The organism is Sporolactobacillus nakayamae (assembly GCF_900113325.1).
Lineage (GTDB): Bacteria > Bacillota > Bacilli > Bacillales > Sporolactobacillaceae > Sporolactobacillus > Sporolactobacillus nakayamae.
This window is the reverse complement of the sequence record NZ_FOOY01000036.1, coordinates 1-22,422: the sequence shown is the minus strand read 5'-3', so window position 1 is coordinate 22,422 and position 22,422 is coordinate 1. Positions and strand designations below refer to the sequence as shown.

Genomic DNA, 22,422 nt, shown 5'->3' with positions numbered 1-22,422 from the left:
CGATTCGATTTTGTCGGTGTTCGTTACGATTTTCACTGAGTTCGATACAACTTTTCTCTCATTCGATACATTTCCGATTGACTGATCAATCTTTTGCTTTCCATATCCTATTGTTTATTTCCGGACTTAATAATTGATCAAAAGTTTCATAGGAAGGTGAGCAATAATACTGTCCTCTGCCCGGACCGATTCCTTCACGTTTAAGATTCATTTTGTTGAGCAGATCAATCATCAGTTTTGCATTGTCAATTTTTAAAAAGTCGCGGCATTGTTTATTAGTCATTGTGGGGCCAAAAAGTAAAAAATAGTGGAGAATCATCGAACGGTGCGCGTTTTTTGATCGATGACCACAACGCGCGCATTGCCAATTGGCAGAGATACGCTGCATGGAAAAATGGTGACAGGCCTCGCACAAAACTCCGCGCTGAAGATCTGTCGAGGAGACACCAAATTTTTGCAGAACATCAGGAAATGGATCATGATGATCGTTAAGGAGTGCTTTCTCAATTTGTGGTAAAAATCTGGAGTAATTCGGACTACCTTGATAATTGTTGATCATCCGTTGTAGTTTGATTGGCGCTTTTTCAGCGTGAAAAACATGTTCTTTAACTGTTTTGTCGGAACTGTCCACAATCGTGCTCGGATGTGCAATGACAACATCTGTTTCAATCAGAATATCTGGAAAATGGCGCTCGGTGAGCCATTGTTGCACATACATGCGATGACGGTTTGCTTGCAAAATCGGATTTGCGAAACCTTCCCTTCGCCCACCCATGGTTCGGACCACTTGGCCAAGATCATTATAAAAAGAGAGAACTCCAGAATAATTTTTAACTTCTAAAATGGAAAGAAACGTGGGAGTGAGCAGCAGAACGTCAATCTGACACTCTTTTAAGTGGAGATCATAAAAAATACGAATCGTCGGATCAGAAATACATTTAAGGTAATACGCAAGATTTTGTTCCCCTTTCCATCCTGCATAAAGCTTTGCAGCATCACTTTCTACCAACTTTCGTGCCTGATGACTAGCAGGCAAATGGCTGAGCAAAGCGTGATCGGAAAGTAAACGCAAGGGACATAACATTTCTTTTGAAATCAGTAGGCATCATCCTTTTCAAATGAACTTACTTCACAATTCGACACAAACGGCTTTCATTCCTGTTTTTAGGGGCTCCTCATTTGGAAAACAGAATGATTTTGACTAATTCAAGGCAATCATCAATGACATGTGAAGGCGCTTTATCCTTATAATAAAAGTGGCATACATGCCAATCCAAGCTTTTTAATTGATCCGTTAAAATCACACCCTCGATGGAAAGACTCTGAGGAAGATCCACTTCAAACGGATAGCCTTTCTTTTGTGAAGTAATGGGGCATACAAGTGCAAAATGAGTGGCTCTATTAAACGTTTCTGGAGATAAAACAATAGCTGGGCGATGTCCCGCCTGTTCATGGCCGGACTGGGGATTGAAGTTAAGGAAAACAAGATCACCACGTTCAGGAACATAGGTCATTACAACAATTCATTCCCCTCTTGGCCAAGATCCGTTTCTTCATGACGATTTTCAGATGTGATTTTGGAAAGCAGTTCATCCAGAGTCACTTCCGATTTTTTTGGGTGCAAAATGATTTCTTGATCCTGGATCGAAACTTCAAGTTCCGCTCCTTTTTCAATACCCGCAGATTCTGCAACTGATCGAGGCTAACGGACGGCAAGACTGTTTCCCCACATTTGAACTTTTGTTGTCATGCAAATTCCCCTTTTCCGTCCGAATTTGTTCTTTTTAACACCCATTGTGCCATCTCACAATTATGTACGTAAAAAAGACCTTCAACACACTCGTTGAAAGCCCTGATACTGCTGCATATATGATACCAGCGATAGGGGCTAACCCATACTTCTCGCGGAACACGATTTTCATTTATTTCCCATTGCCAATTTTTACTGTTACACAGGCATTTCCAATCAAAGCCAAATTTTGCTGAATATGATCCTCATAAAGAGCATAGGTCAGGTGTCTCTATTGAACCCTTTAGAGCGGGCAATAGCACGAAAAAACCAATCATTAAATCTTAATGATTAGCTTCAATTCATCATTGAAGAGATCCTCTTTATTACGACCAGAATTAAAATACTCCTTAATACCTGCAATCGTGACAGGATGTTTTTGCGCAAAAAGTTCCATATCGAAGTTTTTTCTCATCTCGGTATCAAGATTGGTCTGTTCCTCTATGACATAGCCAAAGGTAAAATGAGTGGTTGTCAGAAGAAGCAAGCGGGAGTCTCGCAGGCTGATTCCGGATGCAAGAAGCACTTGAAGAACCTTTTCATTTAAATCGGCCATGGTCTGCGAAAAATGTGCGCCGGCAACAACTCGAGCACCATCAGTATATGAAAGTAACGCCTTCCTTAATTGATTAAACACATGAATTAGCCACTCTCGCCAGTTGTCCTGGGGATTACGTATTAATATGTCTGAGAGCTGTGATTGAAGTATCTGCTCAGCCATTTCATTAAGCAGTGCCGCTTTATTCTTAATATGCCAGTATAATGTAGGCGCTTTGACATCGAGCCGTTTTGCTATTGCCCGTAAGCTGACATTGCTAATACCTTCAGCGTTGAGAAGTTTTAAAGCTTCATCTATAACAATTTTTTTGTTTATCGACAATTTATTCAGCTCCTCAAAGAATATCTTTAGTTTACATTTTAACTTAGATAGAGCAATATTGCATTATCAATCTATATACGTTAGATTAAACATGTATAAATAGTCTATATATGTTAGAATATTTATTGAGGAGGAACGTTTAATGAAAGCCGCTGTATTGCATCAATTTGGAGAAATTCCGCATTTTGAGGAATTACCGGATCCAGTGCCTGGCAAAGATGAAGTGGTGATTCATGTTAAAGCTCTTGTACTTGATAACATTGTTCGAGAAACAGTCAAGGGAACGCATTTTGCCAGTCGTCAATTTTTTCCAAGCTTTCCTTCCGTTGTTGGGGTAAGTGGAATTGGCGAATTGTCTAGTGGTAAGTTAGTTGGCTTTGGTGGTATGAGGCCGCCATATGGAGCTTTTGCTGAAAAAACAGTCGTTGCCAGCCAAAATATTATTCCTATACCTGACGGTGTCGACCCCGTTACGGCAGCAGCATTACCTTCTGCAGCATTGGCCTCACTTTTACCCATTCAATTGGGTGCCAAACTACAGAAGGGAGAAACGGTGTGGGTTAATGGAGCAACTGGGGTTGCAGGAAAGTTGGCTGTTCAAATTGCCAAACTTCTAGGTGCAGGTCGGATTGTCGCGACCGGACGAAATGAAGAATCGATGAAGAAAGTCCGTCAATTGGGTGCGGATCTGACGATAGACCTTAAGCAAAATGAGGAACAACTCATTAATGTTTTCAGGCAAGAAATCCAAAGGGGCTGTGATGTTGTTCTCGATTTTTTGTGGGGTCATGTGACAGAATTGCTTATTCAATCTTTTGTACCGAAAGAACTGAATTTAACGAATCGGCGGACACGTCTGGTCGAGATTGGTGAAAAGGCCGGATCAACACTTTCACTTTCCGCTGATTCACTTCGAACAACAGGGCTTGAGATATTCGGAGGTACTGCTGGTTTATCTCCTCAATTGATGCAAGAGGGGACTAAGCAAGTATGGGAGTGGATACGAGGCAATAAGCTTCAAATGGACATAGAGAAAGTTCCACTTAAGGACATTGAAAAAGTGTGGCAGCAAAACGACCTTCCAGGAAAACGGGCGGTCATTGTCATTTAATCGATCAAAAAATTTTAAAAATGGAGGATGAGTATTATGCTGTATCACTTAAATCATTGGCATGGAGTAATTGTCCAAAAAATCGCTGTAACATTTAGTATATCAAAAGACATGCATCATCATTTGCCACACCAGCGTTTCCAACGGCAAACAAAAACAAAGAATTCAGGTGTGCCTCGTCATTACCAATTTCACCGTACGATTCATTGGCATCATCCATATCGAAACCCCATGATATTAAAAGGAGTACAGTATTGGATTGGTAACCACATGGAAAATAAGTTTAGGAAATTCTAGCCAAGGATTCGATTGATTTTGTCTCTAGTTGCATGATATGAAGAGTTTGCCGAATTTGTTGAAGTAGCTGTTCGGTTGGGTCCGTTTAGATAGGTGTGGTAGCTGCGCCTCCTGAATCTTCTTTTCAACCTCAGCAAATAGTTGTTCAAATAGTTAATAGCGTAAATGAATAGATACTAGGCGATATAACAAAGTTTTGTGGTGAACGAGGCTGCCTCATAGTCAAAAAATAACTTTTGAGACAACCTCTTTTTATTGCAACTTATCGTTGCTCTTACAGCTGGAGGCGTATTCCTGCCATTGTTCTGACTCTCAATTTCTTCAGTCTTTTGTGAACTTATGCTACAGGGCTCGCCACATAATCAAATTCAGTTTGCTCAGTTCCATCAGTATACCAATTGTTTTAAATCCATAAATCGTACAAGTTGCTTCTCATCAATCGTTTCATTATTGCTGACTGAATGGAGCAGCTCATGGAAAACCGGCTGTAGTCCATAAAATGTACTTATGCGATCGAACATCGCTTCAATTGACTCATCTATATGATAGAAAGAAAGTACTTTTCTCGTATACTCCGGTCCGTAGTTCCAGTAGATTCCGGCAAAATCAAAGGCCGGATCACCCATTTGTGCATCTGTGAAATCGATGACCCCGCTGATTCGATTTTCAGCTCTGTCAAAAAGGATGTTAGACGCTGAAAGGTCACCATGAATGGGCACCTTTTTATAGCTGAGTGCCGTGTATCTGTTCAAAAAACGGGTAAACACGTCTTCAATCGCATGGCGTTCTTCATCACGCAATGCTGTAAACACCTTACTTCTCAGCGATTCAAATAACGATTGCCAATAGGGAAAAGTATGAATTGAAGGCAAATGGCTCCCCTTGAGTTGATGCAGCTTTGTGAGAAAATCGCCAAGCAATTGAGCATTTTCCGGATTCTTCCTCACATCAAAAGAGTGCTCATTTAAGGCCTCCCCATTCAAAAAAGGATAGGTCACCGCTTTGAGCACCTCTCCTTCATAAATCATTTTGTATCGTGGGATTTGCAGAACAGAATTCTTTTGTGAAAGCTGCTCTAAAAGCTCGCATTCATTCTTGATTTGGTCGATAATCTGATCTGTTTTCGGGAAACGGAAAACCTGCTGTTTGTTTATGATCAGAATGTCATTGTCCCAGCCGTTCGTCTTTATTTCACTCGTATCAATGGGCAGCTTCGGCACAGTGCGCCTGACAAAACGAATCATTTCTTCTTTTCTCACAAACACTCATCCTCTTTTTCTATTCCAAGAATAAATCTCTTTCGCAATTTCATGTGGTCGAACATCAAGATGAAGCAGTTCGGACAGATTCATCCATACAGGACGATAACTGCCCTTTTCAGGATCAGGATGCGTCATTTCTTCGCCCTCACCTTTGCCAAATTCACCACTTAGAATAGTAGCTTGAAAGAAATATTGCCTGCCATTGAAGAAAAAGTCGTCAATAAACCGATCAATTTTTACGGTCACACCGAGTTCTTCGAAAGCCTCTCGAATTGCTGTCTGCTCCGGAGTCTCAGTTTTTTTGATTCCGCCCCCGGGAAAAACATAGTAGTGGTCTCCATTTTTCATACGCTCGATTAACGCTACTTTACCCTCTGTAATAGTGACAATCGATCCGCGGTTTCTCATGATCAATCTCCTATACATTCAATCTATTGATTTCCATAATGAGTATAGAAAAAGTCGAAATTTTTGCAAAAAAAGTGATTTTATGCTATAATTACATTAAATAAATGTTCGGTTATAATAAGATTCTCCTGGCCGGGGGAATCTTATTTTTTTGTGGGGTGTCTTGTTCTATGAAGGATCAATCAAGTATCACTGCACTCGTTTCTGCATTCAGTCGTGCCTATCACAGTCGATATGACCAGCCGAAAGTGTTCGATGATTCAGTCGCCGCTCAATTAATTACCGCTGAAGAATTTGATCAGATTAAGAAAACTATGATTCAGGGAATTACTTTTTTCAACAAAGATATTGCCAATCAACTCACAAATCAACCGGATGAAATCTTAAAATGGATTACTCAAGTTCAACTTTCGCCAACACCTTTGGCTCGTGCAGCCTTTTGTGAGCAAATTTTATTCCATGAAATGGACTTGGGCACAACCCAATACGTTATCCTCGGTGCCGGACTGGATACGTTTTGTTTTCGTCATCCGGAGGTGAGCCATTCTCTTCAGGTATTTGAAGTGGATCATCCCGCGACGCAGGCGCTTAAAAAGAAGCGGCTGATTGATGCACATTTGGCCATCCCGGATCATCTTCATTTTGTGGCGATGGACTTTACACATGACATTTCCAATCAAAAGCTGGTTGACCAAGGCTTTGAAAACAAGCGAACCTTTTTTAGTCTCCTTGGCGTTTCCTATTATCTATCAAAAGAAGAGAATGCTCAATTGATCAAAAATCTGTTTGATCTTGTCCCCTCAGGAAGTTCGATCGTCTTTGATTATGCAGACGAAACCCTGTTTGAAACCAAAAGGCGGAGCAACCGGGTGGAGAATATGGTCAAAATGGCTGCCGGAAGCGGAGAACCGATGAAAAGCTGTTTTTCTTTTACCGAATTGGAACGCTTGCTGGAAAACGCTGGCTTGCTTGTTTACGAGCATTTATCCCCGGATGATATAAACAAACGCTACTATAATGAGCGACAGGATTATTTATCCGCATTTGAAACGATCCACTATATTCACGCTGTTAAAAGATAATCAGTTGAAATACCCTTGTCAATCCGCTCAGAGACGGATTGGCTTTTTTGATTAACTTTTGTGAGAAAGTTGGTGGAGTCGCACCCAAAAGAGGCGTACACTGAACATGTATTTAATCTCGAATAATGAGGAGGTGATTCGCATGGACGTCGCAGAGTATGTTTTCCCATCGGTTACGCAAGCTGATGGGAATTCATAATAGAACGGAGTCCTCTGGATGAAGGAAAACTTAAAACTGTATATCAAGCCGCTTAATCAATTGGCGGTTCCATTAATCGCCAACTCGATTTTCGGCTTATCCATAGAATTGATTGATCAAGCAATGGTTGGGCATCTGTCTGTATCCGCCTATGCGTCGGTCGGCGCGGTCGGCAATTTTCTGTATACCATGGCAGGAATTCTCGGAACCATTGCCATTGTTTTAAACATTTTAGGTTCAAAAGCAATTGGCGAGCATCGCGAAGATAAGTATTTGAGCACACTATCATCTTCGCTCTTGATTGATCTGCTGTTCGGCATCATTTTCGGCATCCTCTGCTTGTCATTTGGCGGGACACTATTGAAGGTGGTCTACGGTTTTTCCGGTGCCGCGCTTCATGAAGGATTAACATACCTTTCGTTGATGAGTGGTTACATGCTCCTTCAATTGTTAATTTTCACATTGACGAACTGCTTGAAAATCAAGAAACGGACGCAATGGATTTTGCTCATTTCCACAACGACCGCCTTGTTTCACACAGGTCTGAATTACTTGCTCATCTTTGGAAAGTTCGGCTTTCCTCAGCTTGGTGTCGCCGGTGCCGCGTTTTCCAGTATGATCACGATGAGCATGGATGTACTCGCGTATTGCTGGCTGCTGAGAAAAGACATTCGGGCGGCACTCAGAGTTCGACCAAATAACGTGCGATCGATCATTCGCAAAAGCCTGCCTTTGATGGGGCAGGAACTGCTTCAGGGTAGCCTATTTGTCATCGTACTCAATGCGATCCTTGCTCATTTGGGGACGCTTGTCCTTTCAAGTTATCTGCTTGTCGGACAACTGCTCCAGATTGGCTTGATTCCGGCATTTATGTACAGCAGCGCGCTGCTCACGTTGGTTAGTGAAAGCATCGGCGCGCATCGACTAAATGATTTGCAGGCTTATCCGAAAATTGCCTCTTTGCTGACGATGATTCTTTTTTCTGTGATAGGAATCATCTTCTATCTGTTTCGGGCACCTATTGCCGGGGCGATCACGAATGATTCCCATTTGATCGGATTTTCTTCGGGGATCTTTTTGCTCCTATGGCTGGCCAACCTGTTCAATCCTTTGTTTGAAGTTTATAAGGCTGCCCTGCAATCCGTCGGAAAAAGCACATTTGTATTAATCGCGACTCTGGTTATCCACACGACCGCGCTCGTGATTATGATCTTAACGACATTCCCGCTTCATCTCGGAATCTATGGAATTGCAATAGGCCTTTTCGTCGACTATTTCGCGATGTATCTAGGTATGAGAATCGCCTATTCACGAAATGTACAGCATTTGGAGCAAATCGTTGCTCATTAACTTATAAGCACCTCCATGAAGATCATGGTAGGTGCTTTTTAACATCACACCTTAGTTTTTCTGAGCAAGCGAACCTTTTTTATCCTGTCTTAAGGCAGAAAAATACCGCTGTCAAGGGGATTCGTCTATGGTATAGTGAAATTGAAATAAATTTTGAAGAAAGGCTGGGCAAAAATGAAGCTCTGCATTGACAATGCTCCGTGCAAGGTCTAACTCAGGACGAACCTGCATGGAGCACGTTTAGCATCGTCCGTTAGGCTTTGCACTTTAATTTAGAACCATTAAATTAAAAGGAGCAAAGTCAAGATGAAAAATTTAAAAAAGACAATAAGTGAACTGCACACTTTTTTTATTCTTTGGATCACACAATCGTTTTCGGTGCTGGGCAGTGAAATGACTAATTTCGCACTGGTGATCTGGGTCTACCAACAGCATGGATCAGCACTTATGACGGCATTGCTGACCATCTGTTCCTATGTTCCTTACATTCTGCTCAGTATTTTTGCGGGGGCATTGAGCGACAAGTGGAACAAAAAATTGACCATGCTGGTTTGTGACAGCTTTGCCGCACTATGTAGCGCAACTGTTCTCGTTTTACTTACAACAGGAACTCTTGAACTGTGGCATCTCTATTTGATCAATGCTTTAAACGGCCTAATGAACACGGTGCAGCAACCCGCGTCGGAAGTAGCCATAAGCTTGCTCACTTCACCGAAACATTACCAAAAAGTCAGCGGCGTACGTTCTCTTTCCAACTCATTGATTACGGTGCTGACTCCGGCACTTGCTGCTACCATGCTGGCTTTTACAACGATTCAAGTCGTTATTTTCTTTGACCTGATGACCTTTTCCGTCGCTTTTATTGTTCTTTTAGGATTTATTAAGATTCCAAACGTCGCAAAGCAGAGACCTGACAAAAAAGAGACGGTCTTGCAATCCGCAAAAAAAGGGCTGAACTTTCTTAAAAATAATCGCGGTATTCTTGACTTGATTTTATTTCTTTCCATAATCAATTTTACCGTTTCAATTTTCAATGCCGCCCTGCCGGCGATGATTCTTTCACGAACAGTCGGGGGAAAAACGGCACTTGGGATGGTGAACACATTTTCAGGACTGGCAATGGTGCTCGGAAGCATTTTGGTCACAGTCGCTCCGACTCCAAAGAGCCGCGTTCGTGTTATTTTCAGTTCTTTACTTTTTTCAATGAGTACAGAGAACTTCATTCTCGCTTTCGGAAGGAGTACCCCGATCTGGTGTTTCGGCGCAGTGCTAGGATGGCTATTCATTCCAGTTATGACTGCGCAGATGGACGTACTACTTCGTTCAATAGTTCCCGTTCAAATGCAGGGACGCGTTTATTCTGTGAGGAACACGCTGCAATTTTTTTCGATCCCTGTCGGCTATTTTTGCGGAGGCATTTTAATCGATAAGGTATTTGAACCATTTATGGCCGTACAGCAACCTCATAGTCTGTGGAGTTTTCTATTTGGGGTGGGGAAAGGTTCCGGAGCCGCTTTCTTATTTATGGTAATCGGCATTGTAGGGACATTATCTTGTTTACCATTTCTTACAGACAAAAATATCTGGAAGTTAGAAAATAAAAAATCAGCATGATTATAAGAGAGCGGCGGCCGCAGGACCACCGCTCTCTTATATAGAAATTCCAAGCTAAAGCGCAAAGCTTATACTTCCTCGCAAAAAATGGTCTGTTATTAGTTACTGCTAGACAACAGATCAACATTCATGGGAACGATATTTTATCTTTCATAATGCGTACGACCACTAATAGATTTTCCGAGTATGCCTTCTTTAGTTTTTTTAATCTGATTTGGGTGTTTGGATAAATTCTGGACTGTCATTCTTCGATCTTGTTCTTTTATTTTATAAATAGCAAGGTTATTAAAATCAATCCCAAAATAAACTAAAAACTGATAAATATTATCTTTGGTGATCACAACGTTTGAAGACAGTTATTCACCATTTGAAGACGTTTGATCCTTCGCGAAGGCAGAGTTACTTGGTATACTAAAGTACGTAGAGGCAAGAGCGACAATAAATAGGAAACTAGTTTTTCAACACATACCTTTCCATTTCCCGAAAATATTAGCATATTTAAAAAGAGGGGTTTTTATGAATGATATTATAAATTTGGTTATATTTATTTTTATATTTATATTCTGTGGTGTAGTCCTTTTTCAATTACTGAGAGTTCTAAGTAAAGATCTAGATTTTATTCAACTAATTACGAAGTTCATTAAAAGTTTGTTTAAATCGAAACATTAAAGTTGAAAATCTCACCTCGTTCGCCCCTTTCCACGATTAGTTTCTTGCGCATGTACAAAATTGGTGTTGCTTCAAATCGTTCGACAATGATATCCATTGCTTCCTCTCCTCTCAAACAAAGGATATAGCTATTTAAAATGTTTTTCATCAACTTTTTTAAAATAATTTAGTTCGCTGCTGAAGAAGAGTAAACTAAAATTATTCCCATTGATCGTCCCAATAGGTTTTCTCAATAAAAAATTCTGGAGTAATCAAATTGCCGATAAAAGCGTTTTTCTTAGATTTTTACGGCACGGTTGTTCATGAAGACGGACAAGTCATTTCATATATTTGCAATAAGATTAAAAAGAGTTGCGGAACGAACGCAAGCCCCGCCGAAATCGGCGCTTACTGGTGGCATAAATTCTCAGAGCACGTTAATCAAAGCTATGGCGATAACTTTAAAACTCAGCGCACACTCGAAACTCTTTCATTAAAAAGCACCCTTGATCACTTTGGTTCATCCCTAAACGAAACCGAATTAAGTGACTTAATGTTTCAGCATTGGCGGACATCCCCACTCTTTGACGATGCAAAAGTTTTCTAAAGTTCTTTACTGAGAATAATGCTGTTATGCAGTAAAGACGAAGCGCGCAGTAAAAATGCATGAGTAAAAGAGACCAATTTTGCATTGTTCGAGCAAAAGTATCAGCGTTCAGACAAAAGTATCAGCGTTCAGAGAAAAGTATCAGCGCTCAGAGAAAAAAATCAGCGCTCAGAGAAAAGAATCAGCGCTCAGGCTAAAGTATCAGCGTTCAGGCTAAAGTATCAGCGTTCAGAGAAAAGAATCAGCGTTCAGGCTAAATTATCAGCGCTCAAGCTAAAGAATCAGCGTTCAGGCTAAAGGAATCAGCGTTCAGGCTAAAGAATCAGCGCTCAGAGAAAAGAATCAGCGTTCAGGCTAAAGAATCAGCGCTCAGAGAAAAGAATCAGCGTTCAGGCTAAAGAATCAGCGCTCAGAGAAAAGAATCAGCGTTCAGGCTAAAGTATCAGCGTTCAACTTTTCCTCTCTTGGGTTGAACTTCACAGGGGTTCGGTTCAACTTTCCACTCATTAGGTTCAACTTTTCCTCTCTTCGGTCTAGCTTTCCACGGGTTCGGTCTAACCTCAAACTCGGCTGCTGTCCTGATTTAGCAGGTGACCGCCTATCTGTAGTTTTTTCGTACAGATTGCTGTGCATCTCGCGTCTACTACGCAACAGACCATTTCTCTAATCTTTAGAGCAGCAACGAACATTTTTGTCATGAAATATGTGGTTGAATACTGCTATGCCAGCATGAGTAAACAACCTTATTGTTACTCCATGAAAGCTCTGATTTATTTCGTGGAGTGTTTTGATTTGACTTGAATATAAGTATGAACTAATATAATTATACTATTATATAAGTGAGGACAAATATATGAACAACGATAAGACTATTGAATCCATGTCCGATTTGCTCAAGATTGTCGGTGACAAGACTCGGTTGAAAATGCTTGCCTTCTTAAAACAAGGTGAACGATGTGTCTGCGAGTTTGTCGATTTATTCGATTTATCGCAACCGGCAATCAGTCAGCATTTGAAGAAAATGCGTGCGGCCGGTTTAATCAACGAACGCAAGCAAGGAACTTGGGTCTATTACCGTCTTAATGATCAGCTTCCAAGCTATGTAACAGAAATTATCCAGGCACTGCCGCTCTTGGAGACCAAAACATGCGACTGTCAAGCAACCGGCCTGAGCATTCCATTGGAGACATTAAAATGAAAAAGTTGTCCTTTCTCGATCGCTATTTAACCGTATGGATCTTTTCGGCAATGATTTTTGGAGTCTTGCTCAGTTACTTGATTCCATCTTTTGTAAGCACGTTAAATCGCTTGCAAGCCGGAACAACATCCATTCCGATCGCTATTGGCTTAATTGTGATGCTTTACCCGCCCTTGGCTAAAGTTCGCTATGAAGAATTGGGAATGGTATTTAAAGATGTCAAAATCCTGTTCCTGTCCTTGGTGCAGAATTGGCTGATCGGCCCTGTTCTTATGTTTCTTTTGGCACTTATCTTTCTCCATGACTATCCGGCCTATATGATCGGACTCATCATGATCGGGCTGGCCAGGTGCATCGCCATGGTCATCGTCTGGAATGATCTTGCTCAAGGAAATCGTGAATACACTGCCGGATTGGTTGCATTTAATTCTATTTTTCAAATTTTGTTCTACTCTGTATTCGCCTATTTATTTGTTACTTTATTGCCGGGATGGCTGGGATTAGACAGCCTTCGCATCTCGATCACCATGCTTGATATTGCTCAGAGTGTGCTGATTTACCTAGGTATTCCTTTCTTTTCCGGCATGCTGACTCGGCTGATTCTCGTCAAGATAAAAGGAAAGGTATGGTATGAAGCTGTTTTTTGTCCGCGGATTAGTCCGCTTGCTCTGATTGCTTTGCTTTTTACAATCATCATTATGTTCTCGATCAAAGGCGACATGATCATCCAGCTGCCTCTTGATGTTATTAGAATCGCCGTACCGCTGCTGATCTACTTTGTGATCATGTTCTTCATCTCGTTCTTTTTGGCAAGAAAAGCGGGGGCTGATTACGGCAAAACATCCGCGCTCAGCTTTACCGCAGCGAGCAATAATTTTGAACTTGCTATTGCCACAAGCGTCGGGATCTTCGGCATTCAATCGGGCGAAGCATTTGCTGCTGTTATTGGCCCGCTCGTTGAAGTTCCAGTCATGATTGCACTCGTCAACGTTGCTCTACGACTTAGAAATCAATTCAATCGCCATGAAAAGGCGTAAAAAGGTGGTTCGTGAAATGGAAAAAAAGTTTATTTATTTTCTCTGCACCGGCAACTCCTGCCGCAGCCAAATGGCCGAAGGGTTCGGAAAAAAGTATCTAAGTGATGATTACGAGGTTCGATCGGCAGGCATCGAAGCGCATGGCTTGAACCCAAACGCAGTCGCCGTCATGAACGAAGCCGGCATCGATATTTCCAACCACGAGTCCAAACTTATTGATCCCAGTCTGCTCAACCGCGCATACCTTGTCGTCACGCTATGCGGCGATGCGGAAGATCGGTGCCCGATGACTCCTCCTCAAGTAAGAAGAGAGCATTGGGGATTTGACGACCCGGCAAAAGTGAAGGGAACACCTGAAGAAATCTGGAGCATTTTCCAAAATGTTCGAGACGGCATTGCAGATAAAATTAAAGCATTCGCTGAAGAAGAAAAAATAGTTCACTAACCAAGGAGTGTGTTCCTATGGCACTGTCGAAAGATCAAATCAGACAAAATGTACGAAACCGTTACAAACAAATCGCTCTGCAGGACGTGTCGGCATCATCTTGCGGATGCGCTTCCTCTGATGTCGGCTGCTGCGCGACACAAGAAAACAAAAATGATGTTTCCGAGCAGCTGGGCTACTCAACTGATGAATTAAATGCTGTGCCTGTCGGCGCAAATCTCGGACTGGGCTGCGGCAATCCGCAAGCCATTGCGTCACTGAAACCCGGCGAAAACGTATTAGATCTAGGAAGCGGCGGCGGATTCGATTGCTTTCTTGCCGCCCGGCAAGTCGGCGACAACGGAATGGTCATTGGTGTGGATATGACGCCGGAAATGATCAGCAGAGCAAGATCGAATGCAGAAAAAGGATCCTTTTCAAGGGTTGATTTTCGTTTAGGCGAAATCGAGCATTTACCGGTCGCTGATCAATCCATTGACGTGATTCTGTCCAATTGCGTCGTCAACCTCTCACCTGACAAGCCGCAAGTATTCAAAGAGGCGTTCCGTGTCTTGAAGAAAGGTGGCCGGTTGGCTATTTCCGACGTTGTTCTGACGGCCGAGCTGCCGGAGGAAATAAAAAACGATTTGGATGTATCGTACTCCGGCTGTGTTTCCGGTGCTTCTTCCATTAACGACCTGCAACACATGCTCGAGCAAAACGGCTTCGCGCAAATTGAAATTAAGCCCAAGGATGAATCAAAATCATTCATTAAAGAATGGCTGCCAGGGGTCGGCATTGATAAGTATATCGTCTCATCAACCATTCAAGCAGTAAAATAATCACATAAGCAAAAGAATGAGAATCCAAAGATCAGATGATCCTTAAGGATTCTTTTTCATTATTGGAAGAGTCAAAATACCGGTAAAAGTGATTCTAATTTTTGCAGATCGAGCACCGCCGAAGCATTCCTCATTCTTGACACTGTTTTTTGCTGCGTGAATGCACCATTCTTTGTCCTGCTATGAACGTGCAGATAATCAGTGGATAAAGAATCGCCGAGCCGACAAAAAAGAACATAAATAACGTGGCAAGAAATGCAACGAAACTAACCAGGAATTTTTTCTTCTCCTTTCTGAAAAGGATTAATTCCTTGTCCTTGAAATGTACTGTTTACAGAGAATGCACGCAGTAAAAGAGCATTCTGATTGTCGCTGTATGCTTTCACACTGCCCCATCAATTATCTGAAACTTTATTTAACTAGTAGAGCAGAAAGCGGCTTGGCACAAAGAAAAAATAGACCATTATGAAAAAATGCAAGTATTGTAAGGATTAAAAACCGTATACACATAACTATACATAATATTAATCATCATATATCATGTACTATGCATTCCCTTTTCCGTATAATAATTACAGGATAAGAAATAATCAAAAGGAGGACTTTAAGAATGGATGGTGAACATGTTATGACAAAGCCTACATTTTCTGAAGATCAGATTATACCTTCGTCCATTGTTGTGAAGACGTTCAGCGCCGTTCGGAAGCGGGCAAAAATCAAACCACAGGTTATTACTGATAATCAGAAATTCGATTCTGTGATCCTCGATTACAAACAGTATGAAAAAATGTACGAACGTATACACGATCTAGAGGATCGTTTGATCTATAGCGAAGCCGCCGCACGCATAAAAGAATATGATTCAAAACAAGTGATTTCACTGAATCATTTAATGTCTGTTGAAGACGATGCACGTTATCAGCTTTCTAACCCGGATGACATTGCAGACGAGGATTTATTTAAGTAAATGGCCAAATTCAAAATCGAATTTATTAGTCGGGCTGCTGCCATTGAATTTAGCAAACTTGATAGATCATCACGACTATTCGTTGAAAAAGCATTTCGCAAATTAGAATTTCGTGCCGACAAAATTGGGAAACCGTTGAGTAATACACCTTTTGGGCTGCTTCGTGGATGTAAGGAAATCAAATTTAGACGTTTAGGCATACGCATTATTTTCCGAATTATAAATGGACAAGCTCAAATTGTTCAGATCGTCACCATAAATCAACGTGAGAACGACAAAGTATTTCGAATTGCATCGGAACGTTTGAACAAAAATCCTGAATAATAATTCAAAAAAACGAGCGAAGTTCCTAGATTCCGCCAATCATTGTACATTCTTATTTGTATCAGAAAGGACTGGGCGAAAAACGCCTGGTTCTTTCTGAATTTAAATCCGGCGCTTTTTCGTGTAATATGCAGGTAGTATTGTTCGTACTTGAAAACATAGTTACAGGTGGATCTCCTAGAAAACGCCGCAGATCGATTTGATAGATGGCTTCGTCTTTCCACCGGCCGCTCGATGTCGCTCACTCATGTCTTCTTTAAGTATTATTTGAGAGAAGCCAATGTCGGCGTATTGATATGGTTTTCAATCCATTTTGCGAATTGAAATAGTGTAACATCATCCAATCGTTTACAAATCGCTTGCATTCCGATTGGAACCCCTTCTTTTGTAAAGCCAACCGGAAGTGACGCCGCCGGATGACCCGTTAAATTAAAAATACTCGTTATGGCTAGTGTCCAATCGTTCTCCTGATCAATAGCGTGTCCATTTAATTGTTCAGGGTTAAACGCATCAAATTTAATATCTGAGGAAACAAGCGTCGGTGAAAGGACGACATCATACGTGTCAAACAAATGTTGTATGGTTTGATACAGATAGGACCGGTATCCGCCTAATTTATCAAAATCAATAGCGGACAATCCTCGAGCTCTCTGGATCATGTTCTTGAGTCCATCCGATAATTCATCCGCATGATTTTCTAATAGGGGTTCCGCACTGGCACTCAGATGTGTGGTCCACACTTTATCAAAATAATGAACGTATTCTGCTTCGGTTTTTTTCATTTGAATATCCATTGGTTCCACTTTTAATCCCAATTCACGAAGACGATCAATCGTTTTTAGAAATACACTTTTTATTTCTTCCTCAATCTCAAAAATCCCGAAATCCGGTGTGTAGCCAATGACAAAATTACTGCGTTCTTTAGTTTTCAACGTTTCGTAGATAGACAGATTCATTCTTGGCAAAGAAAATGGATCTGTCGGCGCATCACCTTGAATCACATCGAACATCAAAGCTGCATCCGTCACCGTGCGTGCGATCGGACCCCAATGAATGAACGGATTGTGACTGCCAAACACATCATTAACATTATTATCAATAGGGACACGACCAAAAGTGGATTTGAATCCATACACCCCGCAGAGGGATGCCGGAATTCTAATCGAACCCCCTCCGTCCCCTCCTTGCGCAATAGGAATAAAGCCGGATGCAATTGCTGCAGCCGCACCGCCACTTGATCCACCCGTTTGTTTTGTCAAATTCCATGGGTTGCGTGATGGCCCAAACAGAGGATTTTCCGTCGTTCCTTTAAATCCAAATTCAGGTGTGTTTGTTTTCCCCATAATCACAGCACCGGCATCTTTAACCCGTGTAACGACGGTCGCATCCCGGTCAGGAACATGGTCCTTGTATGCAAGGCAGCCATAGGTTGTCCGAATGCCCTTTGTGTTGACCAAGTCTTTGATCGCCACAGGTATGCCTTCCAGCGCACGAATGTTGACGCCCTCTGCATAGCGTTTCTCTGATTCTCTTGCCTGAATCAGAGCCTGCTCCTTATTCAGGGTGACAAACGCGTTCACCTTTGCGTTCGATTCCTCAATATATTTGAAAAGTGCTCGAACGACTTCAACCGGGGACAATATCTTCGATCGATAACCTGCAAGTAATGCATCTGCCGACAACTCATGAATGTTCATTTCACTTCTCTCCTCTCACGCACTAAATACTATTTATTCGATGGTTCACAGACGCATGTTTTCATAAATGACCGTTATCCCCATACCTCCAGCCATGCATAAAGTGACTAGACCGTATTTTTCTTTGCGGCGAATCATTTCGTTCATAAGTGTGATGGTTAATTTTGCACCCGTTGCCCCTACAGGATGCCCTAGTGCAATGGCACCACCATTAACATTAACGATCTCAGGATTAAGCTCCAATTCCTTAATAACGGCCAGCGATTGAGCAGCAAATGCTTCATTCAGCTCAACCAATCCAATATCTTCCAATTGCATACCTGCTATTTTTAAAGCCTTTCTGGTTGACGCAACTGGACCGATACCCATCACATTCGGTTCAACACCTGCTGAGGCATAAGCTTTGATTTTCACGAGTGGGCTGAGTCCTTTCTCTTCAGCTTTTTCCCTTGACATCATCATGACCGCTGCTGCTCCGTCATTCATCGGGCATGCATTTCCAGCTGTTACTGTTCCATCTTTAAGAAAGACGGCAGGAAGCTTTTGTAGTTTATCGATGGAAATATCAGAACGAACGGACTCATCTATTGAAAAATAGCTAATGCCTTTACGGGATTGAATTTTCAAAGGAATTACTTCATCGGAAAAATTCCTATTTTGAATGGCTTGTGCTGCTTTTTTATGGCTATTGAATGCATATTCATCCTGCTCTTCTCGGCTGATGCCATATTGTGTTGCCAGTCGCTCCGCTGTTACCCCCATATGCTCTTCAGCTAGCGAACATGTTAATCCGTCCGCAAGCAGAGCGTCCTCCATGAGAAGATTACCGAACTTTTTCCCCCATCTGTTTCTCATGATGTATGGCACCTGGCTCATGCTCTCAACTCCGCCTGCAATAACGGTATCTTCCTGTCCGCACGCGATGGTTAAGAAACCATTTGCAATCGCCTTTAAACTGGAACCGCACGCTTTGATGACAATATAAGCTGGAACCGACCGTGGAAATCCTGCCAATTGCGAAGATATTCGTGCTGAATTCAGTCCGCCTCCATGAACATAACCGTGTCCAAAGATCACTTCACCGACTTCATTCTTCTTAACGGTTGTCCGATCCATCAATCCCTCCAATACCTGGCGACCCATTTCAGACGCACTGACATGAATCAATGTTTTTCCAAACTTACCAACTGCGCTGCGCACACCTGAGGTAATCACAACTTCTTTCATTAAAACAACCACCCATCTTCAAATGATTCTTATCCTTTTAATTTTCCCGAAATAATCAGCGGAGCTTCTGTGCAACGTACGACTTCATCGACGCTATAAGGTTCCATCACTTCTTGTAAGACTAATCCATCAACTGTCACTTCAATAACCGCCATCTCTGTAATAATTAAGTCAACACAGTTTCTGGCTGTTAACGGTAAAGTACATGTCTTAACGATTTTCGACTTCCCTTTTTTATTCACATGACTCATCAGAACGATTACCCTTTTTGCGCCCTGAGCAAGATCCATGGCACCACCCATGCCTGGCACTAACTTCCCGGGAACAATCCAGTTGGCAAGATCACCTTTTTCACTCACTTCCAGAGCACCTAAGATCGTGACATCCAGGAGCCCTTTACGGATAATGCCAAATGCCATCGTACTGTCAAAATAAGATGCTCCCGGAACAACGGTCACAGGCAATCCCCCGGCGTTGCATAAATGTTCATCTTCTTCTCCTTTTAAAGGAGAAGGACCCGTACCGAGAACCCCATGTTCTGCATGAAACATAACCCGCCAGTCAGCAGGTATAAAATCGGCCACCAGCGTTGGGATGCCTATTCCAAGATTGACAACCATTCCCCGAGTGATTTCTTGTGCCGCTCTTCGCGCAATGCGTTGTCTTAATTCTCTTGCCATGCCCATGTCCAGTTCACTCCTTTGCTTTCAACAAGATAGTCAACAAAAACACCGGGTGTAGCGATCATTTCAGGGTTTAACGCGCCTCTTGGAACGATCTCCTTTACCTCGGCAATCGTGATATCGGCAGCCATGGCGACGAGCGGGTTAAAGTTTCTCGCCGTTTTATCATAGATGAGATTTCCGTATTCATCGGCTCTCTCTGCGTAAACAATGGCGACATCTCCTGTTAACGCAGGTTCAAGCATATATGTTTTTCCGTTCACTTCCACCCTTTGTTTTCCATCGTCGACGATTGTATCCATACCAATATCAACAAGAATGCCGCCCAAACCTACTCCTCCACAGCGTATCTTTTCAGCGAGTGTGCCTTGCGGATAGAATGAAACGTCCAATTTTCCTTCCGACATCAGTTTTCCGGAATTTGGATTGGAGCCAATGTGACTTGTAATCATCGATTTAACACGACCATTTGAAATCAGCCGTCCCACACCAACTTCTGGAAAGGCGGCATCATTCCCGATTAAGTGAAGATTTTTAACACCTTTTTCAAATATGCCTTCAATGAGCGTCGGAGGACTGCCAATCCCACCAAAGCCACCATACATGAGACGACATTCATCTTTGATATACACCAATGCCTGATCAACAGTCTTTTTTTTTGAAGATACCTGCTCCATTCGCTCAGCCACCATCCATTCATTATTTGCCAAAAGTCATTTTATGGCCCGATCCATAATTAGTTAGTGAATTTTATATCTTTTGTATTTTCTTGTTATATCTATTATTGTTTGAATAATAGGTTCTTTCTATTAGCCAACGCTAAGAAAAAACAAACTTCTCTTTGTACACTTTGTATAAATTTATGTGATAGACTTATATTAAGAAACAAATAGTTTAGGGGGGTACGCCTTGGCTCTTAGCATTCGCGAAGCACTTCAATTGCCTGTTATGGCACATACATCTCTAATCGCCGGCCAAAAGGGGATCAATAATGATATTAAGTGGGTCACAACTGTCGAGGTAGTCGAAGATATTACGCGTTTTCAGCACGGGGAGTTCCTAATTACCACGGGTTTTGATATGCATGATAACACGGAAAAGCAAGCAGAGTTTGAAAAACTATTACATCTCAAAAAGTTATCAGGTGTCGCTATTTATACCGATTTCTATTTATCTGAAATTCCCGAAGGATTTATTCATGCAGCAAATCAAAGTGGCACGCCTCTCATTAAAATTCCTCCACAGATTAATTTTTCTATGATTACAAAAGCCATTTTGGAGCAAATAGTAAATAAGCAAATGACCTTGCTCGAACATTCACTAAGTATCCACAAAGAATTAACGAGTTTAATATTAAATGATCAAAGTCTTTCAGAAATCACAAAAAAACTGGCTAACCTCACGACCGCCAGCACCTATATTTTTAATGATTTTTGTGAATTAATTTACAAGGTAAACCAGAACCCCTTTATTTCAATCCGTTCTGAAAATAATATTTTTTTTGGAGAAAATGAGTTTAATATTAAAGAATTCCTTAAGTCCTGCCAAACCGAAGGACATTATACACATCGAGAAGTGGAAGAATATCGATTATCTGCATGTCCCATTATCGCTAGAAAATATTGTTTCGGTTGGATCATGATTATAAAACCACTGAAAACCTGGAACGAACTGGATGACATTGCAATTGGTCATGCGGTGACCGTGTGCGCGATTGAGTATCTAAAACAAAAAGCCGTCTTGGAGAAGCAAATTCTCTTACAGGGAGATTTTCTTGAGGAAATCATACATCAGAATTATTCAAATGAAACTACGGTTATTGAGAAAGGTAGAAAGCTGGGCTATGATATCACAGCTAAACAAACTGTCTTTTACTTCACATTTGAAAACACAAATGATGAGACTATAAATCAGGAGATCAACCGTCTTTATGCACTGATCGATCAAGTGTTCATAAGAGAGAAAAAGCAATACATTATCCGTACAAAATTAAAATCTATTATGTTAGTGACAATCGTTTCAGGCAAAAATACGAATCAAATAAAAAAATATTGCTACCAGCTTATCGATGAAATCGAAAAACAATGGGATTATCATTTTCATGATAACTTGCTGCAGATTGGGATAGGGAATGAATGTGTTGGTATTAAAGGACTGTCAAAAAGCGCGAAACAAGCGAAATATGCTGTGAAGCTTTCAAGATTACTGAATAAATCCATGACAACCGTCCATTATTCGGATCTTGGATTATACAGTGTACTTATTGAAATGAAGGAGTCCGGTTTTGATTTAAAAAGTCTATATAACAACTATCTAGGGGATCTCATTCATCAAAAACGTCACGGTGTTGATTTATTTAAAACGGCTGATGCCTATCTATTAAATAATGAGAATATACAAGTTACAGCTAATAAACTCTTCATTCACCGACACACATTAAAATACAGATTAAACCTAATAGAGACAAAAACCGGTCTGGACTTAAAGTTGACAGATGACCGGATGAAATTACAACTCGGTATTTTCGCATATAAGCTGATCCATTATTTGGAAAGTCAATCCTTCTCCAGTTAATATCTGCTCCTAGAGATGGTGTGAAAACAGAATATCGAGTAGGAGGAGATAATTTCTCCGACCTCTCACACCACCGTACGTACGGGTCCGTATACGGCGGTTCAATAGCTTAAGTGTGCATGCTCGAACAGATGGACTAGATTTTTGAGTCCCACCTGTTCGAGTATTTTGTTTGTGATCGACCGATGTAAGATATGGCTAC

General features: G+C 41.5%; 22 protein-coding genes. 13 read left to right on the top strand and 9 right to left on the bottom strand.

Features of this window, described 5'->3' with window-relative positions:
- Window positions 1-85 precede the first annotated feature (85 nt).
- From BM003_RS16660 to BM003_RS16645, 3 genes are all read right to left on the bottom strand, one after another.
- The gene (locus tag BM003_RS16660) at window positions 86-1,009 is read right to left on the bottom strand and encodes a nuclease-related domain-containing protein (protein WP_177184848.1); all 924 of its coding nucleotides are present in this window, start codon (window positions 1,007-1,009) and stop codon (window positions 86-88) included.
- Window positions 1,010-1,175: 166 nt separating this feature from the next.
- A complete protein-coding gene (locus tag BM003_RS16655) occupies window positions 1,176-1,514 on the bottom strand; it encodes a type II toxin-antitoxin system PemK/MazF family toxin (RefSeq protein ID WP_093674759.1) in 339 nt (112 codons plus the stop codon).
- Window positions 1,515-2,066: 552 nt separating this feature from the next.
- On the bottom strand, window positions 2,067-2,669 hold the full coding sequence (locus tag BM003_RS16645) for a TetR/AcrR family transcriptional regulator C-terminal domain-containing protein (RefSeq protein ID WP_093674758.1): 603 nt from the start codon (window positions 2,667-2,669) through the stop codon (window positions 2,067-2,069).
- 142 nt (window positions 2,670-2,811) lie between these two features.
- On the opposite strand from BM003_RS16645, the gene BM003_RS16640 reads away from it, so the two are divergent.
- Window positions 2,812-3,780, top strand: coding sequence for a quinone oxidoreductase family protein (locus BM003_RS16640; protein WP_093674757.1), 969 nt, complete (start codon window positions 2,812-2,814; stop codon window positions 3,778-3,780).
- 683 nt (window positions 3,781-4,463) lie between these two features.
- Here BM003_RS16640 and BM003_RS16635 read toward each other — a convergent pair.
- Both BM003_RS16635 and BM003_RS16630 read right to left on the bottom strand, forming a co-directional pair.
- Window positions 4,464-5,336: an aminoglycoside phosphotransferase family protein gene (locus tag BM003_RS16635; RefSeq protein ID WP_143128492.1), complete on the bottom strand. Its 873-nt coding sequence runs from the start codon at window positions 5,334-5,336 to the stop codon at window positions 4,464-4,466.
- Between the two features lie 6 nt (window positions 5,337-5,342).
- Window positions 5,343-5,747 (bottom strand): NUDIX domain-containing protein, encoded by a 405-nt coding sequence (locus tag BM003_RS16630; RefSeq protein WP_093674755.1) that lies wholly within the window; start codon window positions 5,745-5,747, stop codon window positions 5,343-5,345.
- A 170-nt stretch (window positions 5,748-5,917) separates the two neighbouring features.
- On the opposite strand from BM003_RS16630, the gene BM003_RS16625 reads away from it, so the two are divergent.
- The 11 genes from BM003_RS16625 to BM003_RS16575 all read left to right on the top strand — a co-directional run bounded on the left by BM003_RS16625 (window position 5,918) and on the right by BM003_RS16575 (window position 16,039).
- On the top strand, window positions 5,918-6,829 hold the full coding sequence (locus BM003_RS16625; protein ID WP_093674754.1) for a class I SAM-dependent methyltransferase: 912 nt from the start codon (window positions 5,918-5,920) through the stop codon (window positions 6,827-6,829).
- Between the two features lie 217 nt (window positions 6,830-7,046).
- Entirely contained in the window at window positions 7,047-8,378 is a 1,332-nt protein-coding gene (locus tag BM003_RS16620; protein ID WP_093674753.1) for an MATE family efflux transporter, read from the top strand.
- A gap of 306 nt (window positions 8,379-8,684) precedes the next feature.
- The gene (locus BM003_RS16615) at window positions 8,685-9,992 is read left to right on the top strand and encodes an MFS transporter (protein WP_093674752.1); all 1,308 of its coding nucleotides are present in this window, start codon (window positions 8,685-8,687) and stop codon (window positions 9,990-9,992) included.
- 925 nt (window positions 9,993-10,917) lie between these two features.
- Entirely contained in the window at window positions 10,918-11,247 is a 330-nt protein-coding gene (locus BM003_RS16610; protein ID WP_093674751.1) for an HAD family hydrolase, read from the top strand.
- Window positions 11,248-11,331: 84 nt separating this feature from the next.
- Window positions 11,332-11,544: a hypothetical protein gene (locus BM003_RS16605; protein WP_093674750.1), complete on the top strand. Its 213-nt coding sequence runs from the start codon at window positions 11,332-11,334 to the stop codon at window positions 11,542-11,544.
- 556 nt (window positions 11,545-12,100) lie between these two features.
- On the top strand, window positions 12,101-12,445 hold the full coding sequence (locus BM003_RS16600; RefSeq protein ID WP_093674749.1) for an ArsR/SmtB family transcription factor: 345 nt from the start codon (window positions 12,101-12,103) through the stop codon (window positions 12,443-12,445).
- Window positions 12,442-13,482 carry an ACR3 family arsenite efflux transporter gene (gene arsB, locus BM003_RS16595; protein WP_093674748.1) on the top strand — a complete coding sequence of 347 codons (1,041 nt, stop codon included), beginning with the start codon at window positions 12,442-12,444 and terminating at the stop codon, window positions 13,480-13,482. Before BM003_RS16600 ends, arsB begins: the two co-directional genes overlap by 4 nt.
- A 16-nt stretch (window positions 13,483-13,498) precedes the next feature.
- Window positions 13,499-13,927 carry an arsenate reductase (thioredoxin) gene (gene arsC / locus BM003_RS16590; protein ID WP_093674747.1) on the top strand — a complete coding sequence of 143 codons (429 nt, stop codon included), beginning with the start codon at window positions 13,499-13,501 and terminating at the stop codon, window positions 13,925-13,927.
- Window positions 13,928-13,944: 17 nt separating this feature from the next.
- A complete protein-coding gene (locus BM003_RS16585) occupies window positions 13,945-14,748 on the top strand; it encodes an arsenite methyltransferase (RefSeq protein WP_093674746.1) in 804 nt (267 codons plus the stop codon).
- A 610-nt stretch (window positions 14,749-15,358) separates the two neighbouring features.
- Complete coding sequence (locus BM003_RS16580; RefSeq protein ID WP_093674745.1) at window positions 15,359-15,715, top strand: type II toxin-antitoxin system Phd/YefM family antitoxin; 357 nt, start codon at window positions 15,359-15,361, stop codon at window positions 15,713-15,715.
- Window positions 15,716-16,039, top strand: a complete 324-nt coding sequence (locus BM003_RS16575) for a hypothetical protein (RefSeq protein WP_093674744.1) — start codon at window positions 15,716-15,718, stop codon at window positions 16,037-16,039.
- Window positions 16,040-16,302: 263 nt separating this feature from the next.
- Here the strand turns inward: BM003_RS16575 and BM003_RS16570 are convergent, their stop codons facing one another.
- From BM003_RS16570 to BM003_RS16555, 4 genes are read right to left on the bottom strand one after another with little or no spacing between them, the layout of a single operon-like run.
- Window positions 16,303-17,736: an amidase gene (locus BM003_RS16570; protein WP_093674743.1), complete on the bottom strand. Its 1,434-nt coding sequence runs from the start codon at window positions 17,734-17,736 to the stop codon at window positions 16,303-16,305.
- Between the two features lie 45 nt (window positions 17,737-17,781).
- Complete coding sequence (locus tag BM003_RS16565) at window positions 17,782-18,963, bottom strand: thiolase family protein (RefSeq protein WP_093674742.1); 1,182 nt, start codon at window positions 18,961-18,963, stop codon at window positions 17,782-17,784.
- Window positions 18,964-18,992: 29 nt separating this feature from the next.
- On the bottom strand, window positions 18,993-19,649 hold the full coding sequence (locus BM003_RS16560; RefSeq protein ID WP_093674741.1) for a 3-oxoacid CoA-transferase subunit B: 657 nt from the start codon (window positions 19,647-19,649) through the stop codon (window positions 18,993-18,995).
- Window positions 19,628-20,323 (bottom strand): CoA transferase subunit A, encoded by a 696-nt coding sequence (locus tag BM003_RS16555; protein ID WP_093674740.1) that lies wholly within the window; start codon window positions 20,321-20,323, stop codon window positions 19,628-19,630. Before BM003_RS16555 ends, BM003_RS16560 begins: the two co-directional genes overlap by 22 nt.
- Window positions 20,324-20,555: 232 nt before the next feature.
- On the opposite strand from BM003_RS16555, the gene BM003_RS16550 reads away from it, so the two are divergent.
- Window positions 20,556-22,220 (top strand): PucR family transcriptional regulator, encoded by a 1,665-nt coding sequence (locus tag BM003_RS16550; protein ID WP_093674739.1) that lies wholly within the window; start codon window positions 20,556-20,558, stop codon window positions 22,218-22,220.
- Window positions 22,221-22,422: the final 202 nt, after the last annotated feature.

Coding starts and splice junctions, on each gene's coding strand:
- BM003_RS16555 (WP_093674740.1), bottom strand. CDS start 20,323: ATGGAGCAGGTATCTTCAAAAAAAAAGACTGTTGATCAGGCATTGGTG.
- BM003_RS16575 (WP_093674744.1), top strand. CDS start 15,716: ATGGCCAAATTCAAAATCGAATTTATTAGTCGGGCTGCTGCCATTGAA.
- BM003_RS16600 (WP_093674749.1), top strand. CDS start 12,101: ATGAACAACGATAAGACTATTGAATCCATGTCCGATTTGCTCAAGATT.
- arsC (WP_093674747.1), top strand. CDS start 13,499: ATGGAAAAAAAGTTTATTTATTTTCTCTGCACCGGCAACTCCTGCCGC.
- BM003_RS16630 (WP_093674755.1), bottom strand. CDS start 5,747: ATGAGAAACCGCGGATCGATTGTCACTATTACAGAGGGTAAAGTAGCG.
- BM003_RS16565 (WP_093674742.1), bottom strand. CDS start 18,963: ATGAAAGAAGTTGTGATTACCTCAGGTGTGCGCAGCGCAGTTGGTAAG.
- BM003_RS16560 (WP_093674741.1), bottom strand. CDS start 19,649: ATGGGCATGGCAAGAGAATTAAGACAACGCATTGCGCGAAGAGCGGCA.
- BM003_RS16615 (WP_093674752.1), top strand. CDS start 8,685: ATGAAAAATTTAAAAAAGACAATAAGTGAACTGCACACTTTTTTTATT.
- BM003_RS16640 (WP_093674757.1), top strand. CDS start 2,812: ATGAAAGCCGCTGTATTGCATCAATTTGGAGAAATTCCGCATTTTGAG.
- BM003_RS16620 (WP_093674753.1), top strand. CDS start 7,047: ATGAAGGAAAACTTAAAACTGTATATCAAGCCGCTTAATCAATTGGCG.
- BM003_RS16655 (WP_093674759.1), bottom strand. CDS start 1,514: ATGACCTATGTTCCTGAACGTGGTGATCTTGTTTTCCTTAACTTCAAT.
- BM003_RS16570 (WP_093674743.1), bottom strand. CDS start 17,736: ATGAACATTCATGAGTTGTCGGCAGATGCATTACTTGCAGGTTATCGA.
- BM003_RS16585 (WP_093674746.1), top strand. CDS start 13,945: ATGGCACTGTCGAAAGATCAAATCAGACAAAATGTACGAAACCGTTAC.
- BM003_RS16625 (WP_093674754.1), top strand. CDS start 5,918: ATGAAGGATCAATCAAGTATCACTGCACTCGTTTCTGCATTCAGTCGT.
- BM003_RS16580 (WP_093674745.1), top strand. CDS start 15,359: ATGGATGGTGAACATGTTATGACAAAGCCTACATTTTCTGAAGATCAG.
- arsB (WP_093674748.1), top strand. CDS start 12,442: ATGAAAAAGTTGTCCTTTCTCGATCGCTATTTAACCGTATGGATCTTT.